This is a genomic window from Afipia broomeae ATCC 49717 (assembly GCF_000314675.2).
GTDB lineage: Bacteria > Pseudomonadota > Alphaproteobacteria > Rhizobiales > Xanthobacteraceae > Afipia > Afipia broomeae.
Genome location: NZ_KB375282.1, coordinates 2,147,453 through 2,164,201, shown reverse-complemented (window position 1 = coordinate 2,164,201; position 16,749 = coordinate 2,147,453). Strand labels below are relative to the sequence as shown.

15 protein-coding genes are annotated in these 16,749 nt (G+C 63.4%); 10 read left to right on the top strand and 5 right to left on the bottom strand.

The window, feature by feature from the left end:
* Nucleotides 1-15: 15 nt before the first annotated feature.
* The 5 genes from lpxD to lpxB all read left to right on the top strand — a co-directional run bounded on the left by lpxD (nt 16) and on the right by lpxB (nt 4,555).
* Nucleotides 16-1,095 (top strand): UDP-3-O-(3-hydroxymyristoyl)glucosamine N-acyltransferase, encoded by a 1,080-nt coding sequence (gene lpxD, locus HMPREF9695_RS09995; RefSeq protein ID WP_041711627.1) that lies wholly within the window; start codon nt 16-18, stop codon nt 1,093-1,095.
* A complete protein-coding gene (gene fabZ / locus HMPREF9695_RS09990) occupies nt 1,095-1,553 on the top strand; it encodes a 3-hydroxyacyl-ACP dehydratase FabZ (protein WP_006020730.1) in 459 nt (152 codons plus the stop codon). The genes lpxD and fabZ overlap by 1 nt, the downstream gene beginning before the upstream one ends.
* A 148-nt stretch (nt 1,554-1,701) precedes the next feature.
* A complete protein-coding gene (gene lpxA, locus HMPREF9695_RS09985) occupies nt 1,702-2,532 on the top strand; it encodes an acyl-ACP--UDP-N-acetylglucosamine O-acyltransferase (RefSeq protein WP_006020729.1) in 831 nt (276 codons plus the stop codon).
* On the top strand, nt 2,529-3,383 hold the full coding sequence (locus HMPREF9695_RS09980) for an LpxI family protein (RefSeq protein WP_006020728.1): 855 nt from the start codon (nt 2,529-2,531) through the stop codon (nt 3,381-3,383). Before lpxA ends, HMPREF9695_RS09980 begins: the two co-directional genes overlap by 4 nt.
* Nucleotides 3,380-4,555, top strand: a complete 1,176-nt coding sequence (lpxB, locus tag HMPREF9695_RS09975) for a lipid-A-disaccharide synthase (RefSeq protein WP_006020727.1) — start codon at nt 3,380-3,382, stop codon at nt 4,553-4,555. Before HMPREF9695_RS09980 ends, lpxB begins: the two co-directional genes overlap by 4 nt.
* A 70-nt stretch (nt 4,556-4,625) precedes the next feature.
* Here the strand turns inward: lpxB and gltA are convergent, their stop codons facing one another.
* Nucleotides 4,626-5,930 carry a citrate synthase gene (gene gltA, locus HMPREF9695_RS09970; protein ID WP_006020726.1) on the bottom strand — a complete coding sequence of 435 codons (1,305 nt, stop codon included), beginning with the start codon at nt 5,928-5,930 and terminating at the stop codon, nt 4,626-4,628.
* A gap of 178 nt (nt 5,931-6,108) precedes the next feature.
* Nucleotides 6,109-7,533 (bottom strand): glutamate--tRNA ligase, encoded by a 1,425-nt coding sequence (gene gltX, locus HMPREF9695_RS09965; protein WP_006020725.1) that lies wholly within the window; start codon nt 7,531-7,533, stop codon nt 6,109-6,111.
* Between the two features lie 213 nt (nt 7,534-7,746).
* Here gltX and HMPREF9695_RS09960 point away from each other — a divergent pair, with 213 nt between their 5' ends.
* The 5 genes from HMPREF9695_RS09960 (at nt 7,747) to HMPREF9695_RS09940 (ending at nt 13,992) form a co-directional block, all read left to right on the top strand.
* Nucleotides 7,747-9,414: a glutamine--tRNA ligase/YqeY domain fusion protein gene (locus tag HMPREF9695_RS09960; RefSeq protein WP_006020724.1), complete on the top strand. Its 1,668-nt coding sequence runs from the start codon at nt 7,747-7,749 to the stop codon at nt 9,412-9,414.
* Between the two features lie 96 nt (nt 9,415-9,510).
* On the top strand, nt 9,511-10,446 hold the full coding sequence (locus HMPREF9695_RS09955; protein ID WP_006020723.1) for a LysR family transcriptional regulator: 936 nt from the start codon (nt 9,511-9,513) through the stop codon (nt 10,444-10,446).
* Between the two features lie 146 nt (nt 10,447-10,592).
* The gene (locus HMPREF9695_RS09950) at nt 10,593-11,303 is read left to right on the top strand and encodes an SDR family NAD(P)-dependent oxidoreductase (protein WP_006020722.1); all 711 of its coding nucleotides are present in this window, start codon (nt 10,593-10,595) and stop codon (nt 11,301-11,303) included.
* Between the two features lie 11 nt (nt 11,304-11,314).
* Nucleotides 11,315-11,551, top strand: a complete 237-nt coding sequence (locus HMPREF9695_RS09945; RefSeq protein ID WP_006020721.1) for a tautomerase family protein — start codon at nt 11,315-11,317, stop codon at nt 11,549-11,551.
* Between the two features lie 131 nt (nt 11,552-11,682).
* Nucleotides 11,683-13,992 (top strand): ComEC/Rec2 family competence protein, encoded by a 2,310-nt coding sequence (locus tag HMPREF9695_RS09940; RefSeq protein WP_006020720.1) that lies wholly within the window; start codon nt 11,683-11,685, stop codon nt 13,990-13,992.
* Nucleotides 13,993-14,098: 106 nt separating this feature from the next.
* On the opposite strand, the gene lexA is transcribed toward HMPREF9695_RS09940, so the two are convergent.
* From lexA to moaC, 3 genes are all read right to left on the bottom strand, one after another.
* Nucleotides 14,099-14,806, bottom strand: a complete 708-nt coding sequence (gene lexA, locus HMPREF9695_RS09935; RefSeq protein WP_006020719.1) for a transcriptional repressor LexA — start codon at nt 14,804-14,806, stop codon at nt 14,099-14,101.
* A 212-nt stretch (nt 14,807-15,018) separates the two neighbouring features.
* Entirely contained in the window at nt 15,019-16,227 is a 1,209-nt protein-coding gene (locus HMPREF9695_RS09930) for a molybdopterin molybdotransferase MoeA (RefSeq protein WP_006020718.1), read from the bottom strand.
* Between the two features lie 10 nt (nt 16,228-16,237).
* Nucleotides 16,238-16,747, bottom strand: coding sequence for a cyclic pyranopterin monophosphate synthase MoaC (moaC, locus tag HMPREF9695_RS09925; RefSeq protein WP_006020717.1), 510 nt, complete (start codon nt 16,745-16,747; stop codon nt 16,238-16,240).
* Nucleotides 16,748-16,749 lie beyond the last annotated feature (2 nt).

Genomic DNA, 16,749 nt, shown 5'->3' with positions numbered 1-16,749 from the left:
ACCGCGGCGGATGGAATGACGCAGAGGACATTCTTTAAACGTCCTTCACCGGTGACGCTGGCAGACCTTGCCGCGCTGACCGGAGCCCAGCTCGCCGATGAAGCGCGTGCCGACAGGCTCATTGCCGGTGCAGCGTCGCTCGATCGGGCCGGGCCCGCTCACCTGACATTTTGCGAAAACAAGAAGTACGCCGCCCAGCTCGAGCAGACCCACGCCGGCGCCTGTCTGGTAAACGAGAAGCTTGAGGGTAGCGTTCCTCCCCATGTCGCGGTTCTGCGCGTCGCGGAGCCCTACAAGGCCTTTGTCGCGGCGATGCGTGCCCTCTATCCCGACACGTTGCGGCCGACCTCGTGGTTCGACAACGGCGGGGTCGCGGCTGCGGCCGTTGTGCATCCGTCGGCGTATCTCGAGGACGACGTCATCGTCGATCCGCTGGCCGTGATCGGACCGGACGTCGAAATCGGGGCCGGAACCGTGATCGGGTCAGGCGCGGTGATCGGGGCGGGTGTCCGGATCGGCCGGGATTGCAATATCGGCGCGAACGCTTCGGTTCTCTGTGCGCTGATCGGCAACGACGTCATCATCCATCCGGGTTGCCGGATCGGCCAGGACGGGTTTGGCTACCTGATGGGTGCGAAGGGGCATGTGAAGGTGCCCCAGGCCGGACGGGTCATCATCCAGAACGGGGTCGAGATCGGCGCGGGCTGCACCATCGACCGCGGGGCGCTCAACGACACCGTCATCGGCGAGGGCAGCAAGATCGACAACCTTGTCCAGATCGGCCACAACGTCGTCATCGGCCGCAACTGTGTGGTGGTCAGCCAGAGCGGGATCGCCGGCAGTTCGACGCTGGGTGACGGCGTGGTCCTTGCCGCGCGCATTGGCGTGAGCGATCACGCCACCATCGGCGACGGGGCACAGATCGCGGCACGAAGCAGCGTCGTCGGCGAGGTGCCGGCCGGCGCGCGCTGGGGTGGCTCTCCGGCCAAGCCGATCAAGCAGTTCTTCCGCGAACTGTTCGAGGTGGAGCGTCTGGGCCGGGAAGGCATTGCGAAATTGAAATCGAAGCCGTCGGGCGACGGGGAACAGACATAATGGACGAGCAGGCACCAATCACCATCGAGGCCGTGGACATCGGGCAGATCCTGAAGACTCTGCCCCATCGCTATCCCATGCTGCTGATCGACCGGGTGATCGATATCCGCAAGGACTTCAGCGGTATCGGCATCAAGAACGTGTCGGTCAACGAACCGGTATTTCAGGGGCATTTCCCGAACCGCCCGATTTTTCCTGGCGTACTGATGATCGAAGGCATGGCGCAGACGGCTGGCGTGATCGGCATGCTGTCGACGGAGACGAACCGGCCGACGGCGGTGTATTTTCTGACCATCGACAAGTGCAAGTTTCGCAAGCCGACGGGCCCCGGCGACATCATTCACTATCATATGAAGCTGGTCACGCGGCGGCGGGACATGTGGTGGTTTCACGGTGACGCCAAGGTCAATGGCGAGATCGTCGCGCAGGCCGATGTCGGTGCGATGCTGGCCGACTGACGTGCTCTGTCATCATGCGTAACAATTCATGACCACGAACGCGCCATCTTTGATCCGGGATGGCGGATCGGGTTCGTTATAAAAGTGTCGTATCGTCTGCGCGGTCCGGTTTTCGGCTGAGCGAAAGGTATGGTGACAAGAGGGGCTGATGAGCAAGATCGATCCAACGGCGCGAATTGAGGATGGAGCCGTTATCGGCGACGGTGTGTCGATCGGTCCTTACTGCATCGTGGGATCGAACGTGACGATCGGCCCGGACTGCAAGCTGCACGCTCATGTCAACATCGGCGGCCACACCACACTCGGCGCCGGCTGCGCGGTGTTTCCATTTGCGTCACTCGGAATGGCGCCGCAGGATCTCGGCTATCGCGACGAACCGACCACGCTCGACATCGGCGAGGGATGCATCATCCGCGAAAGCGTGACCATGAATGTCGGCACCGTTAAAGGCGGCGGCAAGACGCGCGTCGGCAAGCGCGGTTTCTTCATGGCGTATTCCCATATCGGTCACGACTGCCTCGTCGGAGACAATGTGATCTTCGCCAACAGCGCGACGCTGGGCGGTCATTGCGAGATCGGCGATTTCGTTTATTTCGGCGGCCTGTCAGCGGCCCATCAGTTCGTCCGGATCGGGCATCAGGCCATGATCGGCGGTGTCTCCGGTCTGCGTCACGATGTCATTCCATATGGACTTGCGAGCGGCCAGTTCGCGCATCTCGAAGGCATGAATGTTGTCGGCATGCGCCGCCGTGGCTTTACGCATTCGCGCCTCAAAGTCGTGCGCGACTTCTACCAGCAGCTGTTTCATGGCGGCGGTATCTTCGCCGAACGGCTTGAAGCGCTGCGGCCAATGGGAAGCGCCGATCCGGCGATCGCCGAGATACTGACCTTCATCGACAACGGCATCAAACGGCCGCTCTGCATGGCGCACAACAACCCCAACAAGCCCTCAGAGCGCGCTCACCTCGAACAGCGATGATGACAGCTCCCGCATTGTCCTCGACAGTCGGCATCGTTGCGGGAAGCGGAGTGCTGCCGTTTTCAGTCGCTGACCTGCTACGGGCCCGGGGCGTCGCACCGTTTCTGTTCGCGATCCGAGGCTTCTGCGATCCGGTGCGGGTCGCGCAATATCCTCATCACTGGGTCGCACTCGGACAGTTCAGCCGGCTGACGCGGCTGATGCGAACCGAAGGCTGCCGCGACATCGTTTTCATCGGCGGCCTGGTGCGACCGGCCTTGTCGGAAATTCGTCTCGACTGGGGCACGCTGCGCGCCATTCCCGCGATCGCGGCGGCACTGCGCGGCGGCGACGATCATCTGCTGACAGGCGTCAGCCGCATCTTCGAACGCCATGGAATTCGCGTCGTCGGCATCCAGGATGTCGCGCCCGAACTGCTGATGCCGGAGGGCAGCCTCACACGCCGCGTGCCCGATGCCGAGGCCGTCGCCGATATCGCCAAGGCGCGTGAACTGATGCAGGCGATCAGTCCTTTCGACGTCGGTCAGGGCGTTGTCGTGATCGACGGCCATGTGGTGGCTGTTGAAGATATCGAGGGTACCGATGGACTTCTGGCGCGGGTGACGCGGTTGCGCGCGGAGAAAAGAATTCGCGCCAAGCCCGGACGCGGCGTGCTGGTGAAAATGCCCAAGGCACAGCAGGATTTGCGCTTCGATCTTCCGACACTCGGTCCCAGGACCATTGATGGCGTCATTGCCGCCGGGCTGGCCGGCATCGGGATTGTTGCCGGGCGTACACTGGTCGCCGAAGCAGATGTGATGACCGCGAAGGCGGATCAGGCCGGGCTGTTTGTTACGGGATTGCCGCTGTGAGCGCGGGCGAGAGCGATGCGCGCAAATCCCCGACGATATTTCTGATCGCGGCCGAGGAATCCGGCGACCGGCTCGGCGCAGGCCTGATCAAGGCCTTGCGTGCGCGGCTCGGGGCGGCGTTCAAAATTGTCGGGGTCGGCGGTCGTCACATGGCTGAGCAGGGCGTGCCGTCACTGTTTCCCACCGACGAGCTGTCGATTATCGGTCTGGCGGCGATTCCGAAACGATTGCCGATGATCCTGCGCAGGATTCGCGAGACGACCGACGCTGTTCTGATGGCGCGGCCTGACGTTCTGGTCATCATCGACAGCCCGGATTTCACGCATCGGGTGGCGCGGCGGGTCCGCGCGCGCGATCCGTCGATCCCGATTGTCGACTACGTCTCGCCCACGGTGTGGGTCTGGCGGCCGGGACGGGCGCGGAAAATGCGTGCGTATATCGACCGGCTGCTGGCCGTTCTGCCATTCGAGCCCGAGGTTCATCGCAAGTTGAGCGGCCCGCCGTGCACCTATGTCGGTCATCCGCTGCTGGATGAACTGGGTACATTGCGGCCGGATAAGCAGGAACTGGCGCGCCGGTCGGCCGCGCCGCCGCTGCTTCTGGTGCTGCCCGGAAGCCGCCGCAGCGAGATCAAACGCAACATGGCAATCTTCGGCGACACGCTGCGCCTGTTGCGTGCGCAAGGTGTTGCGTTCGAGCCGGTGCTGCCGACAGTGCCCGGACTGCTCGACAGCGTGCGTGCCGCTGCTGCGGACTGGCCGGTGCAGCCGCGCATCGTGGTCAGCGACGAGGACAAGAAGGCCGCTTTCAGGACGGCACGCGCGGCGCTCGCAAAATCCGGAACGGTGACGCTCGAACTGGCGCTGGCGGGCGTGCCGATGGTGACCGCGTATCGCGTCACCGAGATCGAGGCCTTCATCGCGCGGCGGGTGATCCAGACCTCGTCGATCATTTTGGCGAACCTCATTCTCGGCGAGAATGTGATCCCGGAATTCCTGCAACAGGATTTCACGGCGGAAAACCTCGCGCCTGCCTTGCGCGATATTCTTGAAGATACCCCGGCGCGGCAACGTCAGGTGGAGGCGTTTGACCGGCTGGAAGAGATCATGTCCACGGGCGGCAAGCGGCCCAGCGAGCTTGCGGCGCACAACGTCATCGCGATGCTGCGCTAGAGGCGTCATGAGGCTCAACGAAAAAGGCCGGTGCGCAGCACCGGCCTTTTTGCTGAGAATGACGTAGCGCTTACTTGCGCTTGTCGATCCCGACGTAATCGCGGGACGTCGCGCCGGAGTAGAGCTGGCGCGGACGGCCGATCTTCTGCTGCGGATCCTGGATCATCTCGCTCCACTGGCTGATCCAGCCAACGGTGCGGGCGACCGCGAACAGCACGGTGAACATCGAGGTCGGGAAGCCCATCGCCTTCAGGGTGATGCCCGAATAGAAGTCAACATTCGGATAGAGCTTGCGCTGGATGAAGTATTCGTCGCTCAGCGCGATCTTCTCCAACTCCATCGCAACCTGAAGCAGCGGGTCGTTCTGGTGCCCGGTCTCCTTGAGCACCTTGTGACACATCTGCTGCATGATCTTCGCGCGCGGATCGTAGTTCTTGTAGACGCGATGACCGAAGCCCATCAGGCGGACATTGGAGTTCTTGTCCTTCACCTTGGCGATGAACTCAGGAATCTTGTCGACGGTGCCGATCTCGGCCAGCATTTGCAGAGCGGCTTCGTTCGCGCCGCCGTGAGCCGGGCCCCACAGGCAGGCGATGCCGGCGGCGATACAGGCGAACGGGTTGGCACCGGACGAACCGGCGATGCGCACGGTCGAGGTCGATGCGTTCTGTTCGTGGTCGGCGTGGAGAATGAAGATCTTGTCCAGCGCTTCCGCCATCACCGGATTCACCTTGTACTCTTCACAAGGCACACTGAAGCACATCTGCAGGAAGTTCGAGGCGTAATCGAGCGAGTTCTTCGGATAAACGAAGGGCTGGCCGACGTTGTACTTGTAGGCCATCGCCGCGAGCGTCGGAATCTTCGCGATCATGCGCATCGAGGCAATCATGCGCTGCGTCGGATCGGAGATGTCGGTGGAGTCATTGTAGAACGCGGCGAGGGCGCCGACCGAGGCGACCATCACGGCCATCGGGTGCGCGTCGCGGCGGAAGCCCTGGAAGAAGCGGGCCATCTGCTCGTGCACCATCGTGTGACGGGTCACGCGATTATCGAAATCTTCCTTCTGGGCCTTGGTCGGCAGTTCGCCGTACAGCAGCAGGTAGCAGGTTTCGAGGAAGTCGCCCTTTTCGGCGAGCTGTTCGATCGGATAGCCGCGGTACAGCAGGATGCCTTCGTCGCCATCGATGTAGGTGATCTTGGATTCACAGCTGCCCGTCGACGTGAAGCCCGGGTCATATGTGAACATCCCGGTCTGGGCGTAGAGCTTGCTGATGTCGATGACATCAGGTCCGACAGTGCCGGACAAAACCGGGAGATCGACGGTCTTCCCTTCAACCGTCAGCGTTGCTTTTTTGGTGTTGGTCTTTGCATCCATCGTGAAGTCCCCGGTGAGTGTTGCTCAGGGCGAGTGACGCTTAAGGCCATATAGGGGCCTAAGCGCTTTATTCCAGAAGAGTGGCTGGAATGGGTAGCTTATTGCTGTGTGCGCTGCAAGATAGGTGGGCTGCACCTAAAGTTTGGGCAGCTCTGCGTTGGTGTTTGTTATTCCAGGGCTATCCCGAGGCCTGATCCTGCAGGCGTTCGAGGCAGGTTTGCCGCCCCAGCACCGCCAGAACGTCGAAAATCCCGGGTGACGTTGTCCGCCCGGTCAAGGCGACACGTAACGGTTGCGCAATCGCCCCCAGCTTGAGGTTGTTCTGCTCGGCAAACTGGCGCATGGCCGTCTCGGCGGTCTCCGCAGTCCAGGGATCGACCTTTTCCAGCGCCGAACGAAGTTCCCCGATCAGCTTGCGGGTGTCAGGTGTGAGCACCGCCGCCGCCTTGGGCTCCATCTGGAGCGGGCGGTCGGCAAAGATAAAATTGGAGCTGTCGACCAGTTCGAGGAGCGTTTTGGCACGCTCCTTCAGGCCCGGCATCGCAGCCAGCAACTGGGCACGGGTCGTGTCATTCAGCTTGGCCTGGATGGCTGCGCCTTCGGGAATGAACTGGAGCACATCCTCGAAGCTCGCCAGCAGCGCCTTGTCGTCGGCGTTGCGGATGTAGTGGCCGTTGAGATTTTCGAGCTTGGCGAAATCGAACCGCGCCGCGGATCGACCGATCGCCGGAAGATCGAATTCCCGGATCATCTCCTCGGTCGAGAAAATCTCCTGATCGCCGTGGCTCCATCCGAGCCGTACCAGATAGTTCCGCAGCGCCTCCGGCAGATACCCCTTGGCGCGGTAGGCATCGACACCAAGCGCGCCATGCCGTTTGGAGAGCTTCGAGCCGTCGGGACCGTGGATCAACGGAATGTGAGCCATCACCGGAACGGTCCAGCCGAGGGCATCGTAGATGTGCTTCTGACGAGCAGCGTTGATCAGATGGTCATCGCCGCGAATGACATGGGTGACGCCCATATCGTGATCGTCCACGACCACGGCGAGCATGTAGGTCGGATTGCCGTCCGAACGCAGCAGCACGAGATCGTCGAGATTTTCATTCTGCCAGACCACGCGGCCCTGGACCTGATCCTCGATCACGGTTTCGCCGGTCTGGGGCGCGCGAAGCCGGATGACAGGCTTAAGGCCGGCAGGCGCTTCCGACGGATCGCGGTCCCGCCAGCGGCCGTCGTAACGGATGGCGCGGCCCTCGGCCTTGGCGGCCTCGCGCATCTGCGCCAGTTCCTCAGCCGTCGCGTAGCAGCGATAGGCCTTGCCGTCGGCGAGCAACTGCTCGGCGACTTCACGGTGCCGCGCGGCGCGGGTGAACTGATAGACCGTCTCGTCGTCCCACTCGATGCCGAGCCATTTCAGTCCATCGAGAATGGCCTCGATGGCCGCATCGGTGGAACGCTCGCGATCGGTATCCTCGATCCGCAGCAGCATCTTGCCGCCGCGCTTGCGCGCATAAAGCCAGTTGAACAGCGCGGTGCGTGCGCCGCCGATATGGAGGAAGCCGGTCGGGGACGGCGCGAAGCGGGTAACGACAGTTTCGGTCATTTCAGGCGGTTCGATCGATCTCGGAGAGGGGTATCGGCGGGCGTTTATCACAACAACGGCACACTGTCTCAGCACGAATTGCCGGGGATTTAAAACGCGCCCAAAGCCCGGATGCGGGCTTCGCCAGCGAAAAAGCCCGGTCTGGCCAGCGCCGGGCAGCACTTGGCGGGGCCTCCCGGATTTGGCACATAGGGCCCAACTGAAAGGGTGCCAATGACCGACGAATCGCCTTCGACCGCAGGCCGCGACTTCATCCGCGATATTGTTGCCGAGGACCTGGCTTCGGGCCGTGCAAAGGGCGTGGTGACCCGCTTTCCGCCTGAGCCCAACGGGTATCTGCATCTTGGCCACGCCAAATCGATCTGCCTGAACTTCGGGATCGCCGAGGAGTTCGGCGGGCGCTGCCATCTTCGCTTTGACGACACCAATCCGACCAAGGAAGAACAGGAATACATCGACGCGATCGAGCGCGATGTGCGCTGGCTGGGCTTCGACTGGGGCGAGCATCTCCATTTCGCGTCCGACTATTTCGAACAGCTTTATGCCTGGGCGCAGCACCTGATCCGCGCAGGCAAGGCCTATGTCGACGATCAGACCCAGGAAGAGATCCGGCTGACCCGCGGCACCCTGACCGAGCCCGGACAGAACAGCCCTTTCCGCGACCGGTCGGTTGAGGAAAATCTCGACCTGTTCGGCCGGATGCGCGCGGGTGAATTTCCGAACGGCGCGCGCGTGCTGCGCGCCAAAATCGACATGACGTCGGGCAACATCAATCTGCGCGATCCGGTGCTCTATCGTATCCTGCACGCGCATCATCCGCGCACGGGCGACGCGTGGAAGATCTATCCGAGCTACGATTTTGCGCACGGCCAGTCGGATGCGATCGAGCACATCACGCATTCGATCTGCACGCTCGAATTCGAAGATCACCGTCCGCTTTACGACTGGTGCCTTGAAAACCTGCCGGTGCCATCGCGGCCGCATCAGTATGAATTCGCCCGGCTCAACGTGACCTACACGCTGCTGTCCAAGCGCGTGCTCACAGAACTGGTGCGCGGCGGCCATGTGTCCGGCTGGGACGATCCGCGCATGCCAACGCTTGCGGGCTTGCAGCGGCGCGGGATTCCGGCGGAAGCGCTGCGCGAATTCGTCAAGCGCATCGGCGTCGCCAAGGCGAACAGCACCGTCGACCTCGGCATGTTCGATTTCGTGGTGCGCGAGGTCCTGAACAAGACCGCGCCGCGTCGCATGGCCGTGCTCAATCCACTCAAGGTGGTGATCGAGAATTATCCGGAAGGGCAGAGCGAAACGCTCGAAGCCGTGAATCATCCCGACGATCCGTCGCAGGGCACGCGGCAGATTCCGTTCGGCCGCGAGCTTTACATCGAGCGCGACGACTTCATGGAAGACCCGCCGAAGAAATTCTTCCGCATGGCGCCGGGCCGCGAAGTGCGGCTGCGCTACGGCTATTTCATCACCTGCCGCGAGGTCATCAAGAATGCGGCGGGCGAGGTGGTCGAACTGCGGTGTACCTACGATCCTGCGACCAAGGGCGGCAACGCGCCTGACGGACGCAAGGTGAAGGCCACGATCCACTGGGTGAGCGCGGCGGACGCCGTGCCGGCGGAGGTGCGGCTTTACAACCTGCTGTTCACGACACCTCAGCCGGAGGCCGCGAACTTCGCCGCGCAGATCAATCCGCAGTCTCTGGAAACCGTGACCGGGATGCTGGAGCCCGCGCTGGCCAGCGACAATTTCGACGGAGCCTTTCAGTTCGAGCGCCAGGGTTATTTCGTTCGGGACAAGGATTCTGCGCCCGGCAAGCCGGTGTTCAACCGCACCGTCGGCCTGCGCGACAGCTACGCCAAGGCTGCGGGCTGATCGAAGCTCGCATTCCGCATCCGTTCCGCTGTTCATCACCGGATCGCTTCCGCTACCATTGCGGGAGCGATAACGAAGCGGCACGGCAGGTTGCAGATGGATCGTCTCGAAGCAATGAAGGTGTTTGTCACGGCGCTGGATGAGGGAAGCCTCGCCGGAGCAGGACGACGGCTCGGGCGGTCACCGGCAGCGGTCAGCCGAGCCATTGCCTTTCTTGAGCAGCATGTCGGCGCTGAACTGCTTCATCGTACCACGCGTACGATCAAGCTGAGCGAAGCCGGTGAGCGTTATGCCGTGGCGTGCCGGCGCGTTCTCGTCGAGCTTGAAGAGGCGGATCTGTCCGCGGCGGGTGAGCGTGCCGCTCCGCGAGGCGTGCTGACGATCACGGCGCCGCCGATCAGCGGCGAAGAAATTCTGCGCCCAATCATCACCGCCTATCTCGACGCGTTCCCGGGTGTCTCGGTGAATCTGCTGTTGCTCGACCGCCATGCCAACCTTGTGGAAGAAGGTATCGACATCGCGCTTCGTGTTGCCGAACTTCCGGACTCCGCAATGGTCGCGGTACGGGTGGGGGGAGACGTTAAGCGGGTGGTCGCCGCGTCGCCGCGTTATCTCGCCGCCCATCCTCGTATCGTCGAGCCCGCGGATCTGACCAAACACAGCATTGTCACCACAACTCACATGGGGCAGGACACCTGGGTCTTTCCGCCAGCTCCGGGGAGTTCGATCGCGCGATCTGTCCACTTCAAGCCCCGGTTTCTCGTGAACAGCGTACGTGCAGCGCTTGGCGCTGCGGTGGATGGCCATGGTGTGACGCGTCTCTACACCTATCACGTTGCCGAACGCGTCCAGGATGGATCGTTGAAGCTCCTGCTGCGCGATGCCGAACCCGCAGTCCTGCCGGTCAATCTCGTGATGCCGCAGGGGCGGCTGACGGTGCCAAAGGTGCGCACATTCGTTGATTTTGCAGCGCCCCGCCTGAAAGCCGAATTTGCCCGGTTGTCTGCGGAAGCCGGAACGATGAATTCCTGAACCCTCGCCATTCTTTCGGCCGGCGGAAGGATGTCTGCCGAACGTCGGCAATTCTGCCGCCTCATGGGACGCCATAGAACGATGAGCAACGGCCCGCGGGCCAGCCAGCAGCAATATCGCCGTTGGGTACATCATCGAGGCACACCATGAGCAACGCACAGAAGGTCGCAATTATCACCGGCGCATCGCAGGGTATCGGCGCCAGCCTGGTCAAGGCCTACCGGGATCGCAACTATCGGGTCGTCGCGACATCCCGCTCAATCAAGCAGGGCAGCGATCCCGACGTTGTGGCCGTCGCCGGCGATATCGGCGATCGCGCCACAGCCGAGCGCGTCGTCAAGGAAGCCGTCACGCGCTTTGGACGGGTCGACACGCTGGTGAACAATGCCGGCATCTTCATCTCCAAGCCGTTCACCGAATACACGGCCGAGGACTTCAATTCGAAGATCGCGACCAATGTCGCCGGCTTCTTCCACATCACGCAACAAGCCGCGGCGGAAATGCTGAAGCAGGGCTCTGGTCATATTGTCAGCATCACCACGAGCCTGACCGACAACGCGACCGCCATCGTGCCCACGGTGCTCGCCAACCTCACCAAGGGTGGCATCAATTCGGCCACCAAGGCGCTGGCGATCGAATATGCGACCAAGGGCGTTCGTGTGAACGCCGTGTCGCCCGGCATCATCAAGTCTCCGATGCACGCCCCGGAGACCCACGAGTTTCTTGCCGCCCTTCATCCGGTGAAACGCATGGGCGAGATGCGCGATATCGTGGACGCGGTTCTCTACCTTGAATCCGCTGGCTTCGTGACCGGAGAAATCCTGCATGTCGACGGCGGCCAGAGCGCCGGTCACTAACGGAGGCTGTCATGCCGATTGTCACGATCCAGGTTACGCGCGAGGGATCCGGCCCCGGCCGGACCTCCGTCACGGCGGAAGAGAAGGCGCGTCTGATTGCTGGCGCCAGCCAGCTTCTGCTCGACGTCCTCCACAAGCCGCTTGAATCCACCTTCGTCGTTATCGAGGAGGTGGACACGGACAACTGGGGATGGGGCGGCCTGCCCGCGCTCGAATACCGCAAGCAGCGCGCCGCCAGCGGCAAATAACCGGGACGGAGGCCGCCATCACTTGGCGGCCTCAGTTTTCCGGCAAAATCGAACAGCGCATTCTGCATCCGTTCCGCTATCCAGCCTGATGGCTTCCGCTAGCATTGTCTCGGCGATGCCGGAGCGGCGCGATGGCGGGCGGGGGCGGCGAAGACCGGGAGCGATCCCAAGAGAGATCCCAAGGCCGGGCGGGGCGCGCCATCGGCCGAGCTGTTTCTTGGCCGCCGCGCAGTGCCGTGCCTGCCGCCGCCGGCTTCACGGAAAGCGCATCGTCATTCCTCATCGGAAAAGCCCGAAGCTGGATCGCGGCGGAAGCCGGACCGGGCCGGTTGCTGCCATGGGTGCCGGTCGCGTTCGGCGCGGGCATTGCGATCTACTTCGCTGCGGACCGTGAACCCGTGGCGTCGGTTGCCATTGCGACGGCGCTCGCGTTCTGTATCGCAGCATTCCTCGCGCGGCGAAGCCGCATCTTTCCTTTCGCGGTGATGCTGGCCGCACTGGTGGCGGGGTTTGCCACAGCCACGCTGAAGACTGCGCGCGTCGCCCATGGCGTGCTGGCGCGACCGATGTTTTCGGTGACAGTGAAGGGGTTTGTCGAAACCCGTGACGAGCGCGAGCGCACCGACCGCTTTGTGCTGCGCGTTGAGGAGATGGAATCGGCGCGCGGTACGCAGAAACTGGAGCGTGTCCGGCTTTCGGTGAAGAAGGGGACAGCGCCCGCCGTCGGCAGCTTTGTCGAACTGAAGGCGCGATTGCTGCCACCGCTCTCGCCGCTGCGTCCGGGGAGTTACGACTTCGGCCGCGACATGTACTTTCAGGGCATCGGCGCGTCGGGCTTCGTCATGGGCGCGATCAAGACGGTTGATGCCCCACGCAGCGGCGGCGCATATCTGCGCTACGCCGCCACGATGCAGGGGATGCGCGACGCCATCGACGCGCGCATTCGCAGCGTCGTCTCCGGCGATAACCGCGCCATCGCCACGGCACTGCTCACCGGCCGGCGCGATGCGATTTCCGCGCCGGTCAACGACGCGATGTTCATTTCAGGACTCGGCCATGTGCTGTCGATCTCGGGCTATCACATGGCGGTGGTGGCAGGCGTGGTGTTCTTCGCCGTGCGCGCGCTGCTCGCGCTGTTTCCCGCGCTCACCGTGACATTTCCGATCAAGAAATGGTCCGCCGCCGCGGCGCTGATCGCCGCCGCTTTCTATCTGCTGCTGTCTGGGGCTGAGGTCGCCACGCAGCGTTCGTTCTTCATGACGGCGGTGGTGCTGATCGCGGTGATGGTCGACCGGCGCGCGATCACGTTCCGCACGCTGGCGGTGGCGGCGATGATCGTGCTCGCGATCGCGCCGGAAGCGCTGGTCCACCCAAGTTTCCAGATGTCGTTCGCGGCGACGCTTGGCCTCGTGGCGCTGATCCAGATCGGCATGCCGAACCTGTTTGCCTCGCCCGACAATTCGCAGGTGGCGCGCGCGGCGCTCTGGGGTGGACGCGAAATCACCATGCTGGCGCTGGCGTCGCTGGTGGCCGGGTTCGCGACCATGCCCTACGCGGCGTTTCATTTTCATCGCGTGACGCCTTACGGCGTGTTAGCCAATCTCGCGGCGATGCCGGTGGTCTCGATACTGGTGATGCCCGCAGGGCTGCTCGGGTTGCTGGCGATGCCGTTCGGCTTCGACGGCGTGTTCTGGCGGCTGATGGATGTCGGCATCGGATGGATGGTGGCGGTGTCGCAATGGGTGGCAGCGCTTCCCGGCGCGATCGGCCAGATCGCGTCATTCGGCGCCGGGCCGCTGGCGGTGATGAGCGCAGGCATTATCGCGCTCGGTTTGTTGCGGACGCCATTGCGATGGACGGGAGCAGGGCTCATTGCATTCGCAACGGTCTGGGCGCTGACCACGCCGCAGCCGGACATCCTTGTTGCGGGAGACGGCACCTCGGTCGCGGTGCGCGGGAAGGACGGCAGGCTGCGCCTGATGCGCACTGGAAAGGATGCCTTCCTGTCGCGCGAATGGCTCGCAGCCGACGCCGACATGCGCAAGGCAACCGACGCGTCGCTGACCGACGGTGTCTCGTGCGACCCATCTGGATGCGTGGTGCAGGCGGCGGACGGCTCGACCGTTGCGCTGGCGCTAAAACCCGACGCGTTCGCGGATGATTGCGCGCGGGCCGCGGTGATCGTGACACTGCGTCAGCCGCCCGCCGATTGTGCGGCCATGGTGCTGGATCAGGAAATGCTGCGCAGGCGCGGCACACTCGCTCTGCGCAAAACCGCAGACGGCTACGCGATCACGGCCAACAAGCCGCGCGGCGTGAATCGCCCGTGGTCACCGGCAAATGCCGATGATGACATCGAAACACCCGCTGTCCGGTCAAATCGTCCCGCACAGCCTGTCGATGCGACGCCGGCGGAGAGCGATCTGCAGCCGGACGATTGATCCAGCCATCATTCCGGACAGGCCAGCAAATTCAACGGGCAAGTTTCTGGATTCCGGGTTCGCTCGCAAAAGCTCGCGCCCTGGAATGACAGGGAAACCGAAAGTCTCAGTACTTGCGGACGAGACCGATCAGCTTGCCCTGAATCCGCACGCGGTTGGGCGGCAGGATACGAACTTCATAAGCTGCGTTGGCCGGCTCCAGCGCGATGGACGCGCCGCGGCGGCGGAAGCGCTTCAGGGTGGCTTCTTCCTCGTCGATCAGCGCCACCACGATGTCGCCGGTGTCGGCGGTCTCGTTGCGCTGAATCAGCACGGTGTCGCCGTCGAGAATGCCGGCTTCCATCATGGAATCGCCGCGCACTTCGAGAGCGTAGTGTTCGCCGGAGCCGAGCATGTCGGGCGGCACGCTGATGGTGTGGCTCCGGGTCTGCAACGCCTCGATCGGCGTACCTGCCGCGATCCGGCCCATGACCGGCACGGCAACCGGGAAGCTGGCATCCTCATCAGGACCGAGGGACGGAGCCGACCGGACCTTGCCGAGGTTGCCCTCGATGACGCTTGGCGTGAAGCCGCGGCGGGCGCCGCCGGGGCTGGCACTTGTTTCGGGAAGCTTGATGACCTCGATGGCGCGGGCCCGGTTGGCGAGCCTGCGGATGAAGCCGCGCTCCTCAAGGGCGGTAATGAGCCGGTGGATGCCGGACTTGGACCGCAGGTCCAGCGCGTCCTTCATCTCGTCGAAGGAGGGCGGAACACCAGCTTCCTTGAGCCGCTCGTTGATGAAGCGCAGAAGCTCGTATTGTTTGCGTGTCAGCATCTGAATTGGTCCCCGATCCCAAGGATCTCAAGAATTCCCACGTTTTGATCCGAAGCCGCGCCTCTCTGGATCCCCACTGAGAACAAGTGGAAAGGGACACTCAGGAGTAGCGAGTCACTCGAAACAAATCATGAACGAACACTATCTGTTCCATATGTGTTCCGCAACCCCTTAATTTCACGTCAACGACGGGGCCCGTGTGATCGGGATTGTCAGTCCGGCAGCCGCAGGATCGTGCAGGGCGAGCCGGCGGGGGCCGCGGGCGCGAACGGCGGACGGATGATCAGCGCATTCGCTTCGACCAGTTTTGCCACCAGCGAACTGTCCTGCGCACCCACCGACGTAGCGACGGGCACACCGTCGCTGCCGGCTGTGACGCGCGCCCGCAGGTAGTCCTGCCGCTTGTCGTTGGCGGGCAGCTCGCGCCCAAGCCTGGCCTGCTCGAGTGGATGATCGATCATGGTTCGCCCGGAGAGCGAACGGATCAGCGGTACCAGAAACAGGAAGGCGCAGACGTAGGACGACACGGGGTTCCCGGGCAGGCCGAGCACGCGCATCGCCCCGAGCCTTCCGTTCATCATCGGCTTGCCGGGCCGCAGCGCGATCTTCCAGAAGGCCATGTCGAAGCCTTCGGTTGTCAGCGCGGCCTGAACCAGATCGTGATCGCCGACCGATGCGCCGCCGGTGGTGACAAGAACGTCCGCGCCGAGATCGCGCGCGCGCCGGATGCCGCCGGAGGTCTCTTCGAGTGTGTCGCGCGCGATGCCGAGTTCGATCACGTCCGCGCCTTCGCTGCGCGCGAGTGCAGCCAGCGCGAAGACATTGCTGTAGACGATTTGACCGGGGCCGGGTGTCGTGCCCGGAGGCACCAGTTCGTCGCCGGTCGCGAGGATCGCCACTTTCGGACGGCGGTGCACCGGCAACCGCGGATGGTTCATGCCGGCCGCCAGCGCGAGGGCGCGGTCGTTGAGCAGAGAGCCGCGCGGCAGCAGCACGTCGCCCTCGCGGAAATCGATACCGGCGGGGCGGATGTTTTTCCCCGCCGTGACGGCTTCGTTGATGACGACAAACTCACCGTCACGCGTGGTGTCTTCCTGAATGACCACCGCGTCCACGCCGCCGGGAACAACTCCGCCGGTAAAGATGCGCGCAGCCTGTCCAGCGCCGATGCTTTGATTGAACGGCCGACCGGCAGCGACTTCGCCGATCACCTTCAGCCGTGCGCCCGGCAGGGCATCTGCGGCGCGCACCGCGTATCCATCCATCGCCGACAAGGCGACAGGTGGCTGGGTGCGCATTGCTGCGATATCGCGAGAGAGCGTGCGATGAAACGCATCTTGGAGCGCAACCGTCTCTTCGGGCAACGCAGCGGCGTCCTTGAGAACGGCGGCATAGGCCTCGGCGACCGGCATCAGCGCCATGGTGCGATCCTCAATAGTCCGCCAGATAGTGGCCGGACTTGCCGCCCTTTTTCTCGACCAGACGGATGGCTTCGATCTGGATGCCGCGCTCCACGGCCTTCACCATGTCGTAGATGGTGAGGCAGGCCACCGACACGGCGGTCAGCGCTTCCATCTCGACGCCGGTCGGGCCTTTCACTTTCACCGTGGCACGCACGCGGCAACCCGGCAGCTTGGTGTCGGGCGTAATGTCGAGCGTGACCTTTGAGAGAGCCAGCGGATGACAGAGCGGAATGAGGTCGGAGGTCCGCTTCGCCGCCATGATGCCCGCGATGCGCGCGGTGCCGAGCACGTCGCCCTTGGCGGCGTTGCCCTTGATAATGAGGTCGAGCGTCTTGCGGGTCATGATGACCCGGCCTTCGGCCACCGCCACACGCTCGGTATCCGGCTTGGCCGAGACGTCGACCATGCGTGCTTCACCCTTGGCGTCGATATGGGTGAGGGCGGCGCCTGCTTTCGTCTTTGATGTCTTTTTGGCCACGG

Coding starts and splice junctions, on each gene's coding strand:
- lpxD (WP_041711627.1), top strand. CDS start 16: ATGACGCAGAGGACATTCTTTAAACGTCCTTCACCGGTGACGCTGGCA.
- fabZ (WP_006020730.1), top strand. CDS start 1,095: ATGGACGAGCAGGCACCAATCACCATCGAGGCCGTGGACATCGGGCAG.
- lpxA (WP_006020729.1), top strand. CDS start 1,702: ATGAGCAAGATCGATCCAACGGCGCGAATTGAGGATGGAGCCGTTATC.
- HMPREF9695_RS09980 (WP_006020728.1), top strand. CDS start 2,529: ATGATGACAGCTCCCGCATTGTCCTCGACAGTCGGCATCGTTGCGGGA.
- gltA (WP_006020726.1), bottom strand. CDS start 5,930: ATGGATGCAAAGACCAACACCAAAAAAGCAACGCTGACGGTTGAAGGG.
- gltX (WP_006020725.1), bottom strand. CDS start 7,533: ATGACCGAAACTGTCGTTACCCGCTTCGCGCCGTCCCCGACCGGCTTC.
- HMPREF9695_RS09960 (WP_006020724.1), top strand. CDS start 7,747: ATGACCGACGAATCGCCTTCGACCGCAGGCCGCGACTTCATCCGCGAT.
- HMPREF9695_RS09955 (WP_006020723.1), top strand. CDS start 9,511: ATGGATCGTCTCGAAGCAATGAAGGTGTTTGTCACGGCGCTGGATGAG.
- HMPREF9695_RS09950 (WP_006020722.1), top strand. CDS start 10,593: ATGAGCAACGCACAGAAGGTCGCAATTATCACCGGCGCATCGCAGGGT.
- HMPREF9695_RS09945 (WP_006020721.1), top strand. CDS start 11,315: ATGCCGATTGTCACGATCCAGGTTACGCGCGAGGGATCCGGCCCCGGC.
- HMPREF9695_RS09940 (WP_006020720.1), top strand. CDS start 11,683: ATGGCGGGCGGGGGCGGCGAAGACCGGGAGCGATCCCAAGAGAGATCC.
- lexA (WP_006020719.1), bottom strand. CDS start 14,806: ATGCTGACACGCAAACAATACGAGCTTCTGCGCTTCATCAACGAGCGG.
- HMPREF9695_RS09930 (WP_006020718.1), bottom strand. CDS start 16,227: ATGGCGCTGATGCCGGTCGCCGAGGCCTATGCCGCCGTTCTCAAGGAC.